Consider the following 15,078-nt stretch of genomic DNA (forward strand, 5'->3'; position numbering starts at 1 on the left):
TAGCGGGGAAAGCTGTTGGACAGCGGTTCGACATCGCCGGGGCCGGCAAAGGCGAAGTTGGCAAGCAGCTCTCTGAGGGATGTTCGAATGTAGATGCGCCCACACACAATCTATCCTCCCCTGATGGAAGTTGGTGCGCCGGGTGGTCAGCGCCATTGTTCCATTTACTGTCACCTCGAATTCCGTCGTCAAGGCTTCGCGATCTACTCAGTCAGGCGAACGCCCTGATCGCTTCTAAACTATAGAGGGAAACGAAGTGCTGATTATGATTGTAAGTCAATCGAGGCTGTAGTGAAGTAAACGCACGTAAAGGCAAAACGAATGCCGGCGCGGAGCTGAAACTTTGCCCGTCGTCGCCGACATCCGAAGCGACGGGAACGAGCTGGCGCTTATCAGTTGAACAGAGGAGGACAAAATGCTGCGCACGATTCTGTTGGTTATCCTGATTGTGGTCATGTTCGGCGCGTTGCCGTACTGGCCCTATATGGCGCCGCTCGGATTCGGCTATGGCCCCTCGAGCGTCGCGCTGGTCCTGCTGGCTATCGTCCTCATGCTGGTGCGTATGAGGCGGATATAGAACCTATTGCCGACACCTAGTCGTGAGCGCGGATCGAAGAGGTGACATCGAATGGCTAAGGCAATGGTGCGCCGCCTTTTTGCTTGAAACCAAGGGGATTCGCGGCTAAGCAAAATTCCATGTTGCTCGACCTTCACGGGGTCGGGCGAAGAGAAGCAAAAGGCGGGACTGTCCCGCTTACCCGGAGGCGCTGCAGCGATGCCTGCCAAGATTTACCGTCCCGCGAAAACTGCCATGCAGTCCGGCAAGGCCAAGACCCATTTGTGGGTTCTGGAATTCGACCAGGAGATCCCGCGCAAGATCGATCCGATCATGGGTTACACCTCTTCGGCCGACACGCGTCAGCAGCTCAAGCTGACCTTCGAGACGCAGGAGCAGGCCGAGGCCTATGCCCAACGCAATGGCATCGAATATCGTGTTCTTCCCCCAAAGGACGCCAACCGCCAGGTGGTTTCCTACACCGACAACTTCCGTTTCAATCGCATCCAGCCCTGGACCCATTGAGTCCTGCGGATTGATTTCGGCGCCCATTGAGTTTGATGGAAGTTTCAGGCATGTGTTGTCAGCCGCGACGAGTTCGCGGCGGCTTGGATTTCGGGCCCCTTAGCTCAGCTGGATAGAGCACCTGCCTTCTAAGCAGGTGGTCGCAGGTTCGAATCCTGCAGGGGTCGCCATCTCTTTCACAACTATTTTATTTTTAAGGATTATTTCCTCTGTTCTCCCTTCGCTGTTTAGAAAGCGGGTGGTGGAGGCGACGCCGCCCATCGGTCTTCTGACTAGAATTTCTGGCGAGTTATCAAAAGGGTCGGCGATTTCACCTTTCGGATCACCGCGGCTCAGCACGGCCAGCATGGCATAGCTGCTGTCGCGCGAGGCTCAATGCGTCCCCGCTGGCCATCCGCCGGCATCCGCAGGTCTGGTGGCGTTTACCGCCATGTCGATCAGATCATATCCGGTGATCGAGCCGATCAATTTTATGACGATGACTGCTACGCCGAGAAGCGCAAGCGTAATGACTATCTTGTCGTGTTTTTCCACGGCCCGTTCCCCAACGCCTTGTAAAATCTGCGTTTTATGCAGTCGGCGATAGTATATCGAGTCTGCTGCGGAGCGCTATGGGCATATTCAAGCTGCCAGCCAGCCTGCAGCTACAAGCATAACGCCGCCAGCTATTCTTTCGATCCATCTTCGGCGGCGATCACTGAGGCTGGCATGTGTTCCGACGGCTGCGACTACGAAACTAAGGATGGTGTAGACGATGCCGCATAATCCGATGAAGATCGCCGATAGGACGCACGCTTGCAGCGCGATGTTCTCCTCACGCTGCATGAATTGCGGAAGGATGGCGAAGTAAATCATCATACCTTTGGGATTGAGCAGGGCTGTCAGGAAGCCTCTTTGAAGCTGGTTTGCAGGAGCTCCCGTTGACAGCGTCACTCCGTCTGCTTTCATCGATGATTTGACGAGCTGGAACGCAAGATAGACCAGATAGGCGACGCCCAGCCAACGAAGGGCGGCAAAGAGTGTGGGCGAGGCGGCGATGATGGCTGCAAGACCCAACGCCACAAGGGCCGAGTGGGCCATGTAGCCGATGCACACTCCTGCCGTTGAACGCAGTCCGGCGGATGCGCCGGCGGAAAGTGATTGCGATGCCACAAACAGCATGTCCGGCCCCGGGGTGCAGATGAGAGGCAGGACAGTGGCTGCAAAGAGAAGCAATGTTGTGTTTTCCATGATTGGCATCGTAGACGCAAACGCAGGCAAGCTGGTTGCGAAGAAGCCAATTTTGCCAGAATAATTGGCATTCAAGTTGTGATTGATCGAATTATTGGTAGGGAATGCCAATGCGGCTGGATGAGATCGATAAGCGCATTTTGCGCGCCCTGCAGCGCGACGGGCGGCTCCAGAATATCGAGTTGGCAAAGGAAGTGGGCCTTTCTCCATCGCCCTGTCTGCGGCGGGTCAAGCTCCTCGAGGAGGCCGGTATCATCGACCGTTATGTGGCGGTGCTCAACCCGGTCAAGGCGGGATTGCCGCTCTCCATGTTCGCGCGCGTCTGGCTGACGGCCCAGGACGCTGATACCATCGATCATTTCATGGAAGCGATGAAGAAACTGCCGCAGGTGATGGAGTGCTACATCATGCTCGGAGAAAGCGATGCTTTATTGCGCGTCGTCGTTGCAGATCTCGACGACTACCGGCAATTTCAGTCGACACATCTAACGAGGATCAATGGCATTCAGAACGTCAAGACTGACGTACCGAGCCAGATCGTCAAACAGACCTACGCATTGCCTCTGCGCTGAAGATCGCTACTCGTGGACGCGAGAGCCTTTGCGCGCTGGTGTGATGCGTCAGGCGGCGTTCAGCTCCGCGATTTCGCCGTGCCGTGCGAGGAGGCGGGGGGAGGTCATGTCGCCGGTCTCTTCGTCGACCATGACCGAATAGGCGGCAACGCCGGCGAAACGCGCGGACATGGAGGAGGCGATCTTCTCCGCGCTGGCAGCGCTTGAGGCCTGCCGCATCTCTCCTGGAACCAGATTTCCGCGGTTCTTCTTGTAGGGAAGGATAATGAATTTTTCGCCGGATGCCATTGTGTTTGCCCTGATTTGTTCACACAATGTTCTGGTTTGCCCAGCCTGTCAAGACGGTTAACGGCGAGGCCGGTCGCAATTATCACATGCACATAGAAACGCCGGCTGCGTCACACAGCCGGCGGGTCTTGATTGCCGAGTTGGCCGGATTAATGCAGGATCTGGCTCAGGAACAGCTTGGTGCGTTCGTGCTGCGGGTTATCGAAGAATTCCTTCGGCGAATTCTGTTCGACGATCTGGCCCTGGTCCATGAAAATCACCCGGTTGGCGACCTGACGGGCGAAACCCATTTCGTGGGTGACGCAGAGCATGGTCATGCCTTCTTCGGCAAGGCCCACCATGGTGTCGAGCACTTCCTTGATCATTTCCGGGTCGAGCGCGGAGGTCGGCTCGTCGAACAGCATGATCTTCGGGTTCATGCAGAGCGAACGGGCGATCGCCACACGCTGTTGCTGGCCGCCTGAAAGCTGCCCTGGATATTTCTTCGCCTGCTCCGGGATCTTGACGCGGGTGAGGAAGTGCATGGCGATTTCTTCCGCCTGTTTCTTCGGCATCTTGCGCACCCAGATCGGCGCCAGCGTGCAGTTTTCCAGGATCGTCAGATGCGGAAAGAGATTGAAGTGCTGGAACACCATGCCGACTTCGCGGCGCACTTCGTCGATCTTCTTCAGGTCGTTGGTAAGTTCGACGCCATCGACGACGATCTTGCCCTTCTGGTGCTCCTCCAGGCGGTTGATGCAGCGGATCATCGTCGACTTGCCTGAGCCGGATGGGCCGGCAATGACGATGCGCTCACCGCGCATCACCTTGAGGTTGATATCGCGCAGCACGTGGAAATCGCCGTACCACTTGTTCATGTTGATCATTTCGACGGCGACTTCCGTGTCGGAAATGGTCAGCTTTTTGGGTTGGACTTCAGCCATATTGTTAGTTCCCTCAATTCTTATCGTTTGTGGCCTGTGTCGAGATGGCGCTCCACGAAACCTGAATAGCGCGACATGCCGAAGCAGAACAGCCAAAAAATGAAGCCGGCGAAGACCAGGCCGGTAATCGGTGTCACGGCGCTTGCCCAGTTTGCGTCGGAGAAGTTCTGGCGAACGATGCCGAGCAGATCGAACATGCCGATGATTGCCACCAGCGACGTGTCCTTGAACATGCCGATATAGGTGTTGACGATGCCGGGAATGACCAGCTTGATGGCCTGCGGCAGCACAATCAGCCGCATTTTCTGCCAATAGCCGAGGCCGAGCGAATCAGCCCCTTCGAACTGGCCCTTCGGTACGGCCTGAAGGCCGCCGCGGATGACTTCGGCCATGTAGGCCGAGGTGAAGATGGCGACGCCGACGACGGCGCGTAGCAGCTTATCCACCGTCCAGCCCTGCGGCATGAACAAGGGCAGCATGTAGCTTGCCATGAACAATACGGTGATCAAAGGCACGCCGCGGATGACCTCGATGAAGATCACGCACAGCATGCGAACGACGGGCATTTTCGAGCGGCGTCCGAGCGCAAGCAGGATGCCGAACGGAAAAGAGACCGCGATCCCGACGAAGGAAAGGACCAGGGTCACCAGCAAGCCGCCCCATCTTTCCGTTTCCACGATCTCGAGGCCGAAGCCGCCATGGAGCAGGAAGTACGAGATAACCGGCAGTACGAAGAATGCCAGGATTGCGTTCAACCCCTTCCTGGGAACCGAAGGTATCAGCAGTGGCACGAACGCAATGATCATCAGGATGGCGACGAGTATCGGCCGCCAGCGCTCCTCCGGCGGATAGAGACCGAACATGAAGATGACGAATTTCGAGCGGACGAAGGCCCAGCAGGCGGCATTCCAGCCATCCGGCTGCGTTCCTCCCTGAACGGTCGTGGCGCAGAATGTGCGATCGGTTCCGTTCCAGACTGCCTGTATGAACAGCCAGTTAACCAGGTGCGGGATCGCCCAGGCAAGGAAGGCGATGGCAAGCACGGTCAGAACGACGTCCTTTGGTGTGGCAAACAGGTTCTTCTTGCTCCAATGCCACGCGCCTCGTTCACTGGCGGGTGCGGGCTGCGGCGACAAAAGCCCCTTGCTGACGAAGTGTTGATCAACGTTGGCCATATTATCTCTCCACCAGAGCCATCTTGGCGTTGAACCAGTTCATGAACAGCGACGTTGCAACGCTCAGGGCGAGATAGATGACCATCCATATGATAACGACTTCGACCGCTCGGCCGGACTGATTGAGGATCACGCCGCCGACAGCGACGAGGTCGGCGTAGCCGATGGCGATGGCGAGCGAGGAATTCTTGATCAGATTGAGATATTGACTTGTCAGCGGCGGAATGATGATGCGCATTGCCTGCGGAATGACGACGAGCCTGGTGATGGCTGAGGCTCGAAGACCAAGCGCACCGGCCGCTTCTGACTGACCCTTTGCCACGCCGCGAATACCGGCGCGCACGATCTCGGCAATATAGGTTGCCGTATAGAGGGAAAGAGCCAGCAGAAGAGCGATGAACTCCGGTCCCACAACCATCCCGCCGGTCAGGTTGAACTTGCCGGCAACGGGATAGTCGAACGAGAGTGGCATACCCGTCGCGAAGAAGGTCAGCAACGGCAGGCCGATCAAGATGCCGATCGACACCCAGATCGTATGGAATTGCTGTCCCGTCGCTGCTTGACGTCTATGCGCCCATCGAGCGACGAAAAATACTGCCGCGATGGCGACGAGGAAAGCAACTCCGACGGCCCACATGCCGGCGCCGAAGATCGGGCTGGGGAAGGCGAGGCCACGATTGCTGAGATAGCTGGATAACGGCAGATGAACGGCATCCCGCGCCTGCGGCAGCAGCACTAGAACGCCGCTGTACCAGAAGAAGATGACGAGCAGCGGCGGGATGTTACGGAAGATTTCGACATAGGTCTGGGACAGCTTCGCAATAAGCCAGTTGTGCGAAAGCCTGCCGATGCCGACGATGAAGCCGACAATCGTTGCGGCAACGACACCGACCGCTGAAATAAGCATCGTATTGAGCAGGCCGACGAGAAGCGCGTCGATATTGGTAGAATCGCTGGTAAAGGGGATGAGCGCCTGTCCGAGATTGAAGCCGGCGCGGCCTGCGAGGAAGCCAAAGCCGAAGGAGCGGTTCAACGCGCGCAGATTATCAACTGTATTTGTGACGACGAACCAGCAGATAAATGCGAGAACGAGGACGGTCAGAACCTGATAGAACACTCCCCGGACTTTGGGATTGTTCAGCGCAGATGCGGATGCGCTATCGCCATGAGGCGAATTCGTAGTAATTGCCATGCAGAAATTTCCCCAATGTGCCTGTTTCAGGCTTGTTTTCTTGAGGTGAGAAAGGCGGCTTGCGGCCGCCTCCCTCCAAATTGGCCGTTTGCGGCTCAGCGAACCGGAGGCGCGTACTGTATGCCGCCCTTGTTCCACAGGGCGTTGAGGCCGCGAGCGATCTTCAGCGGGCTGCCTGCGCCAACATTGCGGTCGAAGACTTCGCCGTAATTACCGACACCCTTGATGATGTTGTAGGCCCACTCATTGGTCAGGCCGAGGTCGGTGCCGATCGTGGAGCCCTGTTCCGTGCCAAGGAAGCGCTTGATATCCGGATTCGGGGAGTTCTTCATCTCATCGACGTTCTTCTGCGTGATGCCGAATTCTTCGGCATTGACGAGCGCATAAGCCGTCCAGCTGACGATGTTGAACCATTGGTCGTCACCCTGGCGAACGGCCGGGCCAAGCGGCTCCTTGGAGATGATCTCGGGCAGAACGACGTTGTCGTCCGGGTTCTTCAGCGTCAGGCGCAGTGAATAAAGACCGGACTGGTCGGTGGTATAGACGTCGCAACGACCGGAGTCATAGGCGGTGTTGACTTCCTCGAGCTTGTCGAAGACGACCGGATTGTACTGCAGGTTGTTGGTCTTGAAGAAGTCGGCGAGGTTCAACTCCGTCGTCGTGCCAGACTGAACACAAACTGCGGCGCCGGAAAGCTCCAGAGCCGACTTCACGTTCAGCTCCTTGCGAACCATGAAGCCCTGGCCATCAAAATAGGTGACGGGGCGGAACTTGAGACCGAGCGCGGTATCGCGGTTGATCGTCCAGGTCGTATTGCGAGAAAGCACATCGATTTCGCCGGACTGTAGCGCTGTGAAGCGGTCTTTCGCGCTGAGGGGGGTGTACTTCACTTTGGTTACGTCACCAAAGACGGCCGCCGCGACTGCCTTGCAGAAGTCGACGTCGAAACCAGCCCAGTTCCCAGATGCATCGGGCTGTGCGAAGCCAAGAAGCCCCGTATTCACCCCGCATTGAACAAAGCCCTTGGCCTTCACATCGCTCAACGTCGAAGCCGACGCGCCAGAAGCGGTGTATGCCAAAGCTGCCGCTCCGAGGAATACGGACAGAGCAATCTTTTTCATCTTTCCCAACCTTTGTCTATTGTTTTATAGTTAAAGCTTATCGCTCCCGAAGCAGGCTCTCGGAGAACCGTGTCCCTCACTCCCCGGTGCGAGTGATCCTATCACAGTCGTAAATGCATTTGCGGTCAAGACACAGCCCAACTTATTGAAGAATAATTCGGCGTTTTCGCTCGGCCTGAGCTGATTATGGGCGCGTGGCATCTATTTGGGCAGCATTTTGCCAAAAAACTGCGCGAAAATGACGGATTGTTCCGTCATTCCCGTATTTTAGCTTATGCATAAATATTAGAATTTTCTGGATCGTTCGGGGGTTGACCCCGCCGCGCTTGGCAGCCACTAATCGAAGTCTCCACAGCGCCAAAGGCATACCCACACATGAAAGACAAAGACACATTGCTGCAAAACGCCGGCATCAACACGCGTTTGTCCCACATTGGCAACTCGCCCTCAGATTTCCACGGTTTCGTCAATCCGCCGGTCGTGCATGCCTCGACGGTGCTTTTCCCGAATGCGCGCACGATGGAGACGCGCGACCAGAAATATACCTACGGCACGCGTGGCACGCCGACGACCGATGCGCTCTGCGAAGCCATCGATGCGCTGGAAGGATCGGCGGGAACCATCATTGTGCCATCGGGGCTTGCGGCACTCACCGTGCCGTTCCTGGCCTTTCTGTCTGCTGGCGATCATGCCCTGATCGTCGATTCGGTCTACGGGCCGACGCGCATTTTCTGCGATACCATGCTGCAGCGTCTCGGCGTCGAGATCGAGTATTACGACCCGCTTGTCGGCGCTGGCATCGAACAACTTATCAAGCCGACCACCAAGCTGGTGCATACGGAAGCGCCGGGCTCCAACACCTTTGAAATGCAGGATATCTCCGCGATTTCGACGGCCGCTCACCGGCATGGCTGCGTGGTCACCATGGACAACACCTGGGCGACGCCGATTTATTTCAGGCCGTTGGATCATGGCGTCGACATCTCCATTCATGCCGCGACAAAATATCCGGCCGGTCACTCCGATATATTGATGGGAACGGTATCCGCCAATGCGGCCCATTGGGACCAGTTGAGGGAAGCCAATATTCAGCTCGGCATCTGCGGCGCGCCTGATGATGCCTATCAGGTGCTGCGGGGCTTGCGCACTATGGGAGTGCGTCTGGAGCGACACCAGGAAAGCGCGCTTGCCATCGCGCAATGGCTTGAGGGGCGCAAGGACGTCGCACGCGTTTTGCACCCGGCGCTGCCGAGCTTTCCGAGCCACGAGCTTTGGAAGCGCGACTTCAAAGGCTCGAGCGGCATCTTCTCCTTTGTGCTGGCTGCCGGCAGCCCGGACAAATACAAGGCCAAGGCGCACGCCTTCCTCGATGCGCTCCGGATTTTCGGCCTCGGCTATTCCTGGGGCGGTTTCGAGAGCCTCGCGGTGCATGTCTATCTTGGCGACCGGCGCATCACTAAGGCTCCGACGGAAGGGCCGGTCCTGCGCTTGCAGATCGGACTTGAGGATGTCGCCGATATCAAGGCCGATATCGAAAAGGGCCTCGCTGCGGCAAAAGAAGCCTGATCAGCCAGTGGCGTGGTAGCCGTAAACCCAATCCAGGTCCGCCGCGAGACTTTGCGGCGGACGCAGGGCGAGGACTAGATCGCGCGCTAGCCGCACTGGTCCGCGGGCATGATAGGCAAATTGGTTGAAAGCGGCGCGCTGGCGCAAGCGCGCAATGCGCGGTGCCCGGTGCTTTTCGAAGAGGTCGAGTGCCTCGGCCAGGGGGAGTGACGCGACCTTACCGGCGAGTTCGAAGGCATCCTCGATCGCCATGGCAGCGCCTTGTGCCGCAAAGGGCATCATCGCATGGGCCGCATCGCCGATTAATATGACGTCCTTGCCATTGTGCCAATGGCCGGCGCTTACCTGATAGAGCGGCCAGAAAGTGGCTTTCTCCTGCTGTTCCAGCAGTCCCGTGATAGCGCCGTTCCAGCCGGAGAAGTGTCGCAGAAGATGCTCGCGTTGGACCTTGGTGGCGGCGCCGCTCCAATCGTTGCCCGTATTGCTTCCGGAAATGATCGCCACGATATTGAAGGCGGCATTTTCCTTGATCGGATAGCTGATGAGATGTGCCGAGGGACCGAGAAAAGCCGTGACGCTTGTTCGGTCGAGGGTTCTCGGCGCCAGAGCCTCGGGAATGGTGAAGCGCCAGGCGATATTGCCGGAAAAATGCGGCGAGGGGCCGCCCGGTACCAGCGAGCGTACCTTCGACCAGACGCCATCGGCTCCGATGATCAGATCAGCATCCTCAGCGATGGTCGCCTCAAGCGCTTCTCGGTTCGTTGGGTCGATAGACCGGCCGAGGTGCAGCGTGCACAGTGGGTTGGCCATCACGGCATCGAGAAGCGCCTTTTGCAGCGTCGCGCGATGAAGGGCGCCATAGGGGGAACCCCAACGCTCTCTGGCGAAGCTGCCGCATGGCACCGATGCGATCAACCGCAGAGATGAACCGGAGACCAGGCGCACCTCTTTTGGCTCCAGCCATAGCGGCCTGAGAGCATCGAGCACGCTGAGCGTGTCGAGAATGCGGGATGCATTGGGTGAAATTTGCAGGCCGGCGCCGACCTCGGTCAGCGCTTCAGCCTGTTCGAAAATTATGGCGCGAACGCCGTGTCTCGCCAGCGCCAGCGCCGCCGTAAGGCCAGCTATGCCGGCGCCAATGATTGCGGCGGTCTTGATCGGCATTCAGTTATGTCCGATCCGGTTTCGGGGTATCAGGCAGCCTTGAAGTGGAAGACGCAGCCGGCCGGATTGGTTTCGTCCGCCTTCAGCGACGGATTGTAACGATAAAGCGTCGAGCAGTAGGAGCAGACCTTCTCGCTTTCATCGCCCATGTCGATGAAGATATGCGGATGGTCGTAGGGAACGGAGGCACCGGTGCACATGAATTCCTTGACGCCGATCTCGATCGCGCGATGTCCGCCGTCGTTCTGGAAATGGGGAATATTGTGGCCGGCCATGATGATCTCCGAATGCGTCTTGCCTTAGATGGCATGAATGTTGCGCCAGACTTGATAGCCCTCTTTATAATCCTTCTTGTCGAATGTGTAGTGCGAAAGTCCGGCTCGGCGCACAGATTTTCGCGAAGGCGGGGTTCACCTGATATTGCCGATAAAATAAGGTCCTGAGCAAAAGAGACGATGTTCACGAAGATCTTGCCATGAATTTGAATAGCCCCGCCTTTTCCTATTTCATCCATGACGGGCTGAAACTGGCCTATTTCGACGAGGGCGATCCGAATGGCGCGCCGGTGCTGCTCGTTCACGGTTTTGCCTCGACTGCGGTTGCCAATTGGGTCAATCCGGGGTGGCTCAAATCGTTGGGCGAGGCGGGTTATCGCGTCATCGCCATCGATAACAGGGGCCATGGTTTCAGCGACAAGGCCTATGACGCCGAAGCCTATCGTCCCTGGGTCATGGCCGAGGATGCGGTCGCTCTGCTCGATCATCTCGGCATTCCACAAGCCCATGTCATGGGATATTCCATGGGCGCGCGCATCTCGGCTTTCCTGGCGCTCGCCCATCCCGATCGCGTCCGTTCCCTGGTATTCGGCGGGCTCGGCATCGGCATGGTCGATGGAGTGGGTGACTGGGATCCGATTGCCGATGCATTGCTGGCGCCATCGGTCGACGACGTCACGCATATGCGCGGCCGGATGTTCCGCGCCTTCGCCGATCAGAACAAGAGCGATCGCATAGCGCTCGCTGCTTGCATCAGAGGCTCGCGCGATCTGGTCGCCAAGGAAGATGTGGCAAAGATCGCGGCACCGACCTTGATCGGCGTCGGCACAAAGGATGACATCGCCGGTTCGCCGCAGGAACTCGCGGCGCTGATGCCGCATGCCGAAGCGCTGGATATACCGAACCGCGACCACATGCTCGCCGTCGGCGACAAGGTATTCAAGCAAGCCGTCCTGGATTTCTACGCGCACCTTGCCAATCGATAGCTGGGTCACTTCCCGGTGAAATGCGGTTTGCGCCGCGCGGTGAAAGCTGCACGGCCTTCGACATAATCGGCGCTGTCGAAGGTCTCGGCGCCGATCACCTCCGCCTCGCGCAGCAGGTCGCTATCCTGTTCGATCACGGCGCGAACCGCCAGTTTTGAGGCATGCAGCGCAATCGGCGCATTAGCGGCAATTGCATGGGCAAGTGCCGAGACTTCGCCATCGAATGCATCGGGCGCGATCTCTTCCAGCAGGAAGCCGGCCGCGACCATCTTGTCGGCCGACATCGGTGCGCCGGTAAAAAGCGTGACCTTGGCCATTTGCGGCCCAAGCGCGTTGACGATGTCCTGCACCGCGTCGGCAGGGTAGGCTATGCCGAGGCGCACGGCGGGAATAGAAAAGCGCGCCCCTTGCGCGGCGACGCGCAGATCGCAGGCAGCGGCAATACCGAAACCGCCGCCGTAACAGATGCCGCGGATCGCCGCGATCGTCGGCACCCGGCAATGTCGGATCGCGGTGAAGGCGGTGCTGTTCAGCGCCTCGTAAACGACCGCGGTCTCGGCATTGTTGCGCAGGCTGTCGAATTCGCTGATGTCGGCGCCGGTCGAAAAATCCTGATCCGCACCGCCGATGACGATGACATGTGCATGTGCCTCGTCGGTCAAAACGCGAATGGCCTGCGGTATGGCGCGCCACATTGCCGCGTTGATGGCATTCTTGCGGCCAGGATTGTCGATGGTGAGTGTACCGATGGCGTCGCTACAGGTAGCGCGCAGGAAACCGTTAGCAAAATCACGCTCGAAACTCATGCGCGCCTGACCCATTTATGTTGTCGGACTTTTACTCTATATAATGTTTTACCGACAGGAAATTAGGAGACCGCCAATGGTCGCAGCATCGGACATTCGCCAGGTCGAAGGCTTAGGCTCGGTAAAGGTCGTCGATCCCATCTGGGACAGCGTGCGCGAAGAAGCTCGCGCAGCCGCCGACAGGGATCCGCTTCTGGCTGCCTTCCTCTATTCCACGATCATCAACCACCGGTCGCTGGAAGAATGCGTCATCTATCGTATTTGCGAGCGTCTCGACCATCCGGACATGCAGGGCATCCTTCTGCGCCAGACCTTCGAGGAAATGCTGTTGGATTGGCCGCAATGGGGTGCGATCCTGCGCGTCGACATCCAGGCTGTCTATGACCGCGACCCGGCCTGCCTGCGCTTCATGGAGCCGGTTCTCTATTTCAAGGGCTTCCATGCGCTGCAGACCCATCGTCTCGCGCATTGGCTCCTCAATCGCGGCCGTCGTGATTTCGCCCTCTATCTGCAGAGCCGTTCCTCCAGTGTTTTCCAGACCGATATCAACCCGGCTGCGCGCATCGGCAAGGGGATCTTCCTCGATCATGCAACCGGCCTGGTGGTCGGGGAAACGGCCGTCATCGGCGACAACGTCTCGATCCTGCACGGCGTCACTCTCGGGGGTACCGGCAAGGAAGGCAGCGACCGCCATCCGAAGATCGCCCATGGTGTGCTGATCGGTGCCGGGGCAAAGATTCTCGGCAATATCCAGATCGGCCATTGCTCGCGCATCGCTGCCGGGTCGGTGGTGTTGAAGGAAGTTCCGCCGAAGACGACGGTGGCCGGCGTGCCGGCCAAGGTGGTCGGTGAAGCCGGCTGTTCGGAGCCGTCCCGTTCCATGGATCAGATCCTTGCTGAACAGGTGGTCGTCGACCAGATCATGGGCGCCGGAATCTAAGGAAAATCACCTGATTTTCAGGGTTTTGCGCTGACGGTAAGGGCTGAAGGCGCGCTTCCGGCCTTTACACCGCCGCTTTTCCTATGCAAGAAGCGGCCAAGCTGAGAATCCTCACGGAGATGAATTGTGAAGCCTGACGAAATCAAGAAGCTCGACACCTACTTCAAACGCACGTTCAACCCGCAAATGGTAGTCAAAGCCCGCCCGCGCAAGAACGATTCCGCGGAAGTCTACCTTGGCGAGGAGTTTCTGGGCGTTGTCTACATCGACGACGAAGACGGCGACCGTTCCTATAACTTTTCCATGGCGATTCTGGACGTCGATCTGTGACAGACGGCTCGGCCGTCGGGCCGGCGTTACGACCCCTGGTCGATCCTCGGTTTCCAATAGAACTGGTATCGTAGAGCCGCATTTCACAAAAATGCGGCTCTTTCTTTGAGAAAGTGCTCTGAAGTAAGCCAAATGCTCGTTATTTGCGAACGAATTTGGCCGATCTGCTGCTGGGTCGCGGATTTTTTCATCGAAATCGAATATTTCTCGTATACCCTAAAGTTGTAGGGCGTTTGATATATTTTAGCAAAAACAGAAGGATGCCTTCGGGCCTACCGCGTGGTCATTCCCCTGTCATCGGAAATGCAATCTTAAGAGGATATTGCGACGCACAAGACTACTTGACTATTTGTGCGCCGCATTTAGATTTTCTTCGGGTAAACCGGCCATCGGCCGACAAGCAAAGGGACGGAGAAAGATGTTCAATTTCGATGAAGCGAACAAGAAGGGCAAGGAAGCCATGGACACGGCGCTGAAGAGCTATTCCGATGTCACCAAGGGTTTCCAGGCGATTGCCGCTGAGGCCGCTGAATTTTCCAAGAAGTCGTTCCAGGACGGCGTTACGCACTTCGAAACGCTGGCCGGCGTCAAGAGCTTCGAAGCCGCCTTTGAACTGCAGAGCAACTACGTAAAGTCGTCCTATGAAAACTTCGTCGCTGAAGCGACCAAGTTGAGCGAGATGTACGCTGATCTCGCCAAGACTGCTTACAAGCCCTACGAAGCACCGGTTGCCGCTGCCACGAAGGCCGTCGGCAAGGCCGCAGCTTCCGTCGCGCCTGCCGCATAAGCGCCTCGCTTCAGGACAGTGATTCCAGAGAGACCGGCTGCGTGACACGCGGCCGGTCTCTTGCGTTTCCGATTGCCGATATCGGTTTGATCGCAGCCACGACTTTTTTGATGACAGCCCCCTTTGGCAACGAATTGTGATTGCAGTGTTTGGCAGGGGGCTTAAAATCGCACCAATATGAACTAAGTTAGGGGTTCGGATATCCGGCCCGACAGAACCAGTACCCAATCCAGTTTGCCAAGTCGGAATGCGATAGCTTCTGCCGGATGATTTGAGGAATGAATGAAATGATCGCTGAGCCGATCCGGATGCAAAACGACAGCGAAAGGAACGGGGACAACGGAAATCGCGGGACCTCGGTGATCACGCGCACCAAGCCCAAAACCAAGAAACCCAACCTCTACCGCGTGCTGCTTCTGAACGACGACTATACGCCCATGGAGTTTGTGATCCATATCCTGGAGCGTTTCTTCCAAAAGGATCGAGAAAGTGCCACCCGCATTATGCTTCATGTCCACAATCACGGCGTCGGCGAATGCGGGATATATACATATGAAGTAGCTGAAACGAAGGTGAGCCAGGTGATGGATTTTGCCCGGCAGCACCAGCATCCGCTGCAATGTGTTATGGAAAAGAAGTGAG

The 15,078-nt window shown here is 57.5% G+C and carries 19 protein-coding genes, 1 tRNA gene and 1 pseudogene; 10 read left to right on the plus strand and 11 right to left on the minus strand.

Annotated features, from left to right (window positions below; genetic code table 11):
- A pseudogene (locus tag PY650_RS19540) lies at positions 1-107 on the minus strand (SOS response-associated peptidase); the annotation flags it as partial.
- A 308-nt stretch (positions 108-415) separates the two neighbouring features.
- Between PY650_RS19540 and PY650_RS19545 the strand changes: the two are divergent.
- The 3 genes from PY650_RS19545 (at position 416) to PY650_RS19555 (ending at position 1,251) form a co-directional block, all read left to right on the plus strand.
- On the plus strand, positions 416-577 hold the full coding sequence (locus tag PY650_RS19545) for a DUF3309 family protein (protein ID WP_120704055.1): 162 nt from the start codon (positions 416-418) through the stop codon (positions 575-577).
- A gap of 198 nt (positions 578-775) precedes the next feature.
- Positions 776-1,081, plus strand: a complete 306-nt coding sequence (locus tag PY650_RS19550) for an ETC complex I subunit (protein ID WP_285881187.1) — start codon at positions 776-778, stop codon at positions 1,079-1,081.
- Positions 1,082-1,174: 93 nt separating this feature from the next.
- Positions 1,175-1,251: transfer RNA gene (locus PY650_RS19555), tRNA-Arg, on the plus strand.
- A gap of 202 nt (positions 1,252-1,453) precedes the next feature.
- Here PY650_RS19555 and PY650_RS19560 read toward each other — a convergent pair.
- Positions 1,454-1,615, minus strand: a complete 162-nt coding sequence (locus tag PY650_RS19560) for a hypothetical protein (protein WP_285881189.1) — start codon at positions 1,613-1,615, stop codon at positions 1,454-1,456.
- An 87-nt stretch (positions 1,616-1,702) separates the two neighbouring features.
- Complete coding sequence (locus PY650_RS19565) at positions 1,703-2,422, minus strand: LysE family translocator (RefSeq protein WP_285881190.1); 720 nt, start codon at positions 2,420-2,422, stop codon at positions 1,703-1,705.
- On the opposite strand from PY650_RS19565, the gene PY650_RS19570 reads away from it, so the two are divergent.
- On the plus strand, positions 2,416-2,883 hold the full coding sequence (locus PY650_RS19570; RefSeq protein WP_285881192.1) for an Lrp/AsnC family transcriptional regulator: 468 nt from the start codon (positions 2,416-2,418) through the stop codon (positions 2,881-2,883). The genes PY650_RS19565 and PY650_RS19570 overlap by 7 nt on opposite strands.
- Before the next feature lie 48 nt (positions 2,884-2,931).
- Here the strand turns inward: PY650_RS19570 and PY650_RS19575 are convergent, their stop codons facing one another.
- From PY650_RS19575 to PY650_RS19595, 5 genes are all read right to left on the minus strand, one after another.
- The gene (locus PY650_RS19575) at positions 2,932-3,171 is read right to left on the minus strand and encodes a hypothetical protein (RefSeq protein WP_285881193.1); all 240 of its coding nucleotides are present in this window, start codon (positions 3,169-3,171) and stop codon (positions 2,932-2,934) included.
- Between the two features lie 149 nt (positions 3,172-3,320).
- Entirely contained in the window at positions 3,321-4,094 is a 774-nt protein-coding gene (locus PY650_RS19580) for an amino acid ABC transporter ATP-binding protein (protein ID WP_285881194.1), read from the minus strand.
- 20 nt (positions 4,095-4,114) lie between these two features.
- Positions 4,115-5,269 (minus strand): amino acid ABC transporter permease, encoded by a 1,155-nt coding sequence (locus PY650_RS19585; protein WP_285881197.1) that lies wholly within the window; start codon positions 5,267-5,269, stop codon positions 4,115-4,117.
- A 1-nt stretch (position 5,270) separates the two neighbouring features.
- Complete coding sequence (locus tag PY650_RS19590) at positions 5,271-6,461, minus strand: amino acid ABC transporter permease (RefSeq protein WP_285881198.1); 1,191 nt, start codon at positions 6,459-6,461, stop codon at positions 5,271-5,273.
- Positions 6,462-6,556: 95 nt separating this feature from the next.
- On the minus strand, positions 6,557-7,582 hold the full coding sequence (locus PY650_RS19595) for an amino acid ABC transporter substrate-binding protein (RefSeq protein WP_285881199.1): 1,026 nt from the start codon (positions 7,580-7,582) through the stop codon (positions 6,557-6,559).
- 375 nt (positions 7,583-7,957) lie between these two features.
- Here PY650_RS19595 and PY650_RS19600 point away from each other — a divergent pair, with 375 nt between their 5' ends.
- On the plus strand, positions 7,958-9,148 hold the full coding sequence (locus PY650_RS19600) for a cystathionine beta-lyase (protein WP_285881200.1): 1,191 nt from the start codon (positions 7,958-7,960) through the stop codon (positions 9,146-9,148).
- Here PY650_RS19600 and PY650_RS19605 read toward each other — a convergent pair whose 3' ends face one another.
- Positions 9,149-10,312, minus strand: a complete 1,164-nt coding sequence (locus tag PY650_RS19605) for an FAD-dependent monooxygenase (protein ID WP_285881201.1) — start codon at positions 10,310-10,312, stop codon at positions 9,149-9,151. It lies immediately after the preceding gene.
- A 29-nt stretch (positions 10,313-10,341) separates the two neighbouring features.
- Positions 10,342-10,587 (minus strand): zinc-finger domain-containing protein, encoded by a 246-nt coding sequence (locus tag PY650_RS19610; RefSeq protein ID WP_285881202.1) that lies wholly within the window; start codon positions 10,585-10,587, stop codon positions 10,342-10,344.
- 200 nt (positions 10,588-10,787) lie between these two features.
- On the opposite strand from PY650_RS19610, the gene PY650_RS19615 reads away from it, so the two are divergent.
- Positions 10,788-11,573, plus strand: coding sequence for an alpha/beta fold hydrolase (locus tag PY650_RS19615; protein WP_285881203.1), 786 nt, complete (start codon positions 10,788-10,790; stop codon positions 11,571-11,573).
- Between the two features lie 5 nt (positions 11,574-11,578).
- Here the strand turns inward: PY650_RS19615 and PY650_RS19620 are convergent, their stop codons facing one another.
- Positions 11,579-12,379 carry an enoyl-CoA hydratase-related protein gene (locus PY650_RS19620; RefSeq protein WP_285881204.1) on the minus strand — a complete coding sequence of 267 codons (801 nt, stop codon included), beginning with the start codon at positions 12,377-12,379 and terminating at the stop codon, positions 11,579-11,581.
- A gap of 76 nt (positions 12,380-12,455) precedes the next feature.
- Here PY650_RS19620 and cysE point away from each other — a divergent pair, with 76 nt between their 5' ends.
- The 4 genes from cysE to clpS all read left to right on the plus strand — a co-directional run bounded on the left by cysE (position 12,456) and on the right by clpS (position 15,077).
- Entirely contained in the window at positions 12,456-13,319 is an 864-nt protein-coding gene (cysE, locus tag PY650_RS19625; RefSeq protein ID WP_285881206.1) for a serine O-acetyltransferase, read from the plus strand.
- A 126-nt stretch (positions 13,320-13,445) separates the two neighbouring features.
- Positions 13,446-13,649, plus strand: coding sequence for a DUF3126 family protein (locus PY650_RS19630; protein ID WP_104822967.1), 204 nt, complete (start codon positions 13,446-13,448; stop codon positions 13,647-13,649).
- A gap of 418 nt (positions 13,650-14,067) precedes the next feature.
- Positions 14,068-14,436, plus strand: a complete 369-nt coding sequence (locus PY650_RS19635) for a phasin family protein (protein WP_285881208.1) — start codon at positions 14,068-14,070, stop codon at positions 14,434-14,436.
- Positions 14,437-14,723: 287 nt separating this feature from the next.
- Positions 14,724-15,077, plus strand: a complete 354-nt coding sequence (clpS, locus tag PY650_RS19640; RefSeq protein WP_028755011.1) for an ATP-dependent Clp protease adapter ClpS — start codon at positions 14,724-14,726, stop codon at positions 15,075-15,077.
- Position 15,078: the final 1 nt, after the last annotated feature.

Source organism: Martinezella calliandrae (assembly GCF_030272695.1).
GTDB classification, from domain to species: domain Bacteria; phylum Pseudomonadota; class Alphaproteobacteria; order Rhizobiales; family Rhizobiaceae; genus Rhizobium; species Rhizobium calliandrae.

What these genes read in the sequence shown, in the direction of transcription:
- PY650_RS19545 (WP_120704055.1), top strand. Translation starts at nt 416, where the DNA reads ATGCTGCGCACGATTCTGTTGGTTATCCTGATTGTGGTCATGTTCGGC.
- PY650_RS19550 (WP_285881187.1), top strand. Translation starts at nt 776, where the DNA reads ATGCCTGCCAAGATTTACCGTCCCGCGAAAACTGCCATGCAGTCCGGC.
- PY650_RS19570 (WP_285881192.1), top strand. Translation starts at nt 2,416, where the DNA reads ATGCCAATGCGGCTGGATGAGATCGATAAGCGCATTTTGCGCGCCCTG.
- PY650_RS19575 (WP_285881193.1), bottom strand. Translation starts at nt 3,171, where the DNA reads ATGGCATCCGGCGAAAAATTCATTATCCTTCCCTACAAGAAGAACCGC.
- PY650_RS19580 (WP_285881194.1), bottom strand. Translation starts at nt 4,094, where the DNA reads ATGGCTGAAGTCCAACCCAAAAAGCTGACCATTTCCGACACGGAAGTC.
- PY650_RS19585 (WP_285881197.1), bottom strand. Translation starts at nt 5,269, where the DNA reads ATGGCCAACGTTGATCAACACTTCGTCAGCAAGGGGCTTTTGTCGCCG.
- PY650_RS19590 (WP_285881198.1), bottom strand. Translation starts at nt 6,461, where the DNA reads ATGGCAATTACTACGAATTCGCCTCATGGCGATAGCGCATCCGCATCT.
- PY650_RS19595 (WP_285881199.1), bottom strand. Translation starts at nt 7,582, where the DNA reads ATGAAAAAGATTGCTCTGTCCGTATTCCTCGGAGCGGCAGCTTTGGCA.
- PY650_RS19600 (WP_285881200.1), top strand. Translation starts at nt 7,958, where the DNA reads ATGAAAGACAAAGACACATTGCTGCAAAACGCCGGCATCAACACGCGT.
- PY650_RS19605 (WP_285881201.1), bottom strand. Translation starts at nt 10,312, where the DNA reads ATGCCGATCAAGACCGCCGCAATCATTGGCGCCGGCATAGCTGGCCTT.
- PY650_RS19610 (WP_285881202.1), bottom strand. Translation starts at nt 10,587, where the DNA reads ATGGCCGGCCACAATATTCCCCATTTCCAGAACGACGGCGGACATCGC.
- PY650_RS19615 (WP_285881203.1), top strand. Translation starts at nt 10,788, where the DNA reads ATGAATTTGAATAGCCCCGCCTTTTCCTATTTCATCCATGACGGGCTG.
- PY650_RS19620 (WP_285881204.1), bottom strand. Translation starts at nt 12,379, where the DNA reads ATGAGTTTCGAGCGTGATTTTGCTAACGGTTTCCTGCGCGCTACCTGT.
- cysE (WP_285881206.1), top strand. Translation starts at nt 12,456, where the DNA reads ATGGTCGCAGCATCGGACATTCGCCAGGTCGAAGGCTTAGGCTCGGTA.
- PY650_RS19635 (WP_285881208.1), top strand. Translation starts at nt 14,068, where the DNA reads ATGTTCAATTTCGATGAAGCGAACAAGAAGGGCAAGGAAGCCATGGAC.
- clpS (WP_028755011.1), top strand. Translation starts at nt 14,724, where the DNA reads ATGATCGCTGAGCCGATCCGGATGCAAAACGACAGCGAAAGGAACGGG.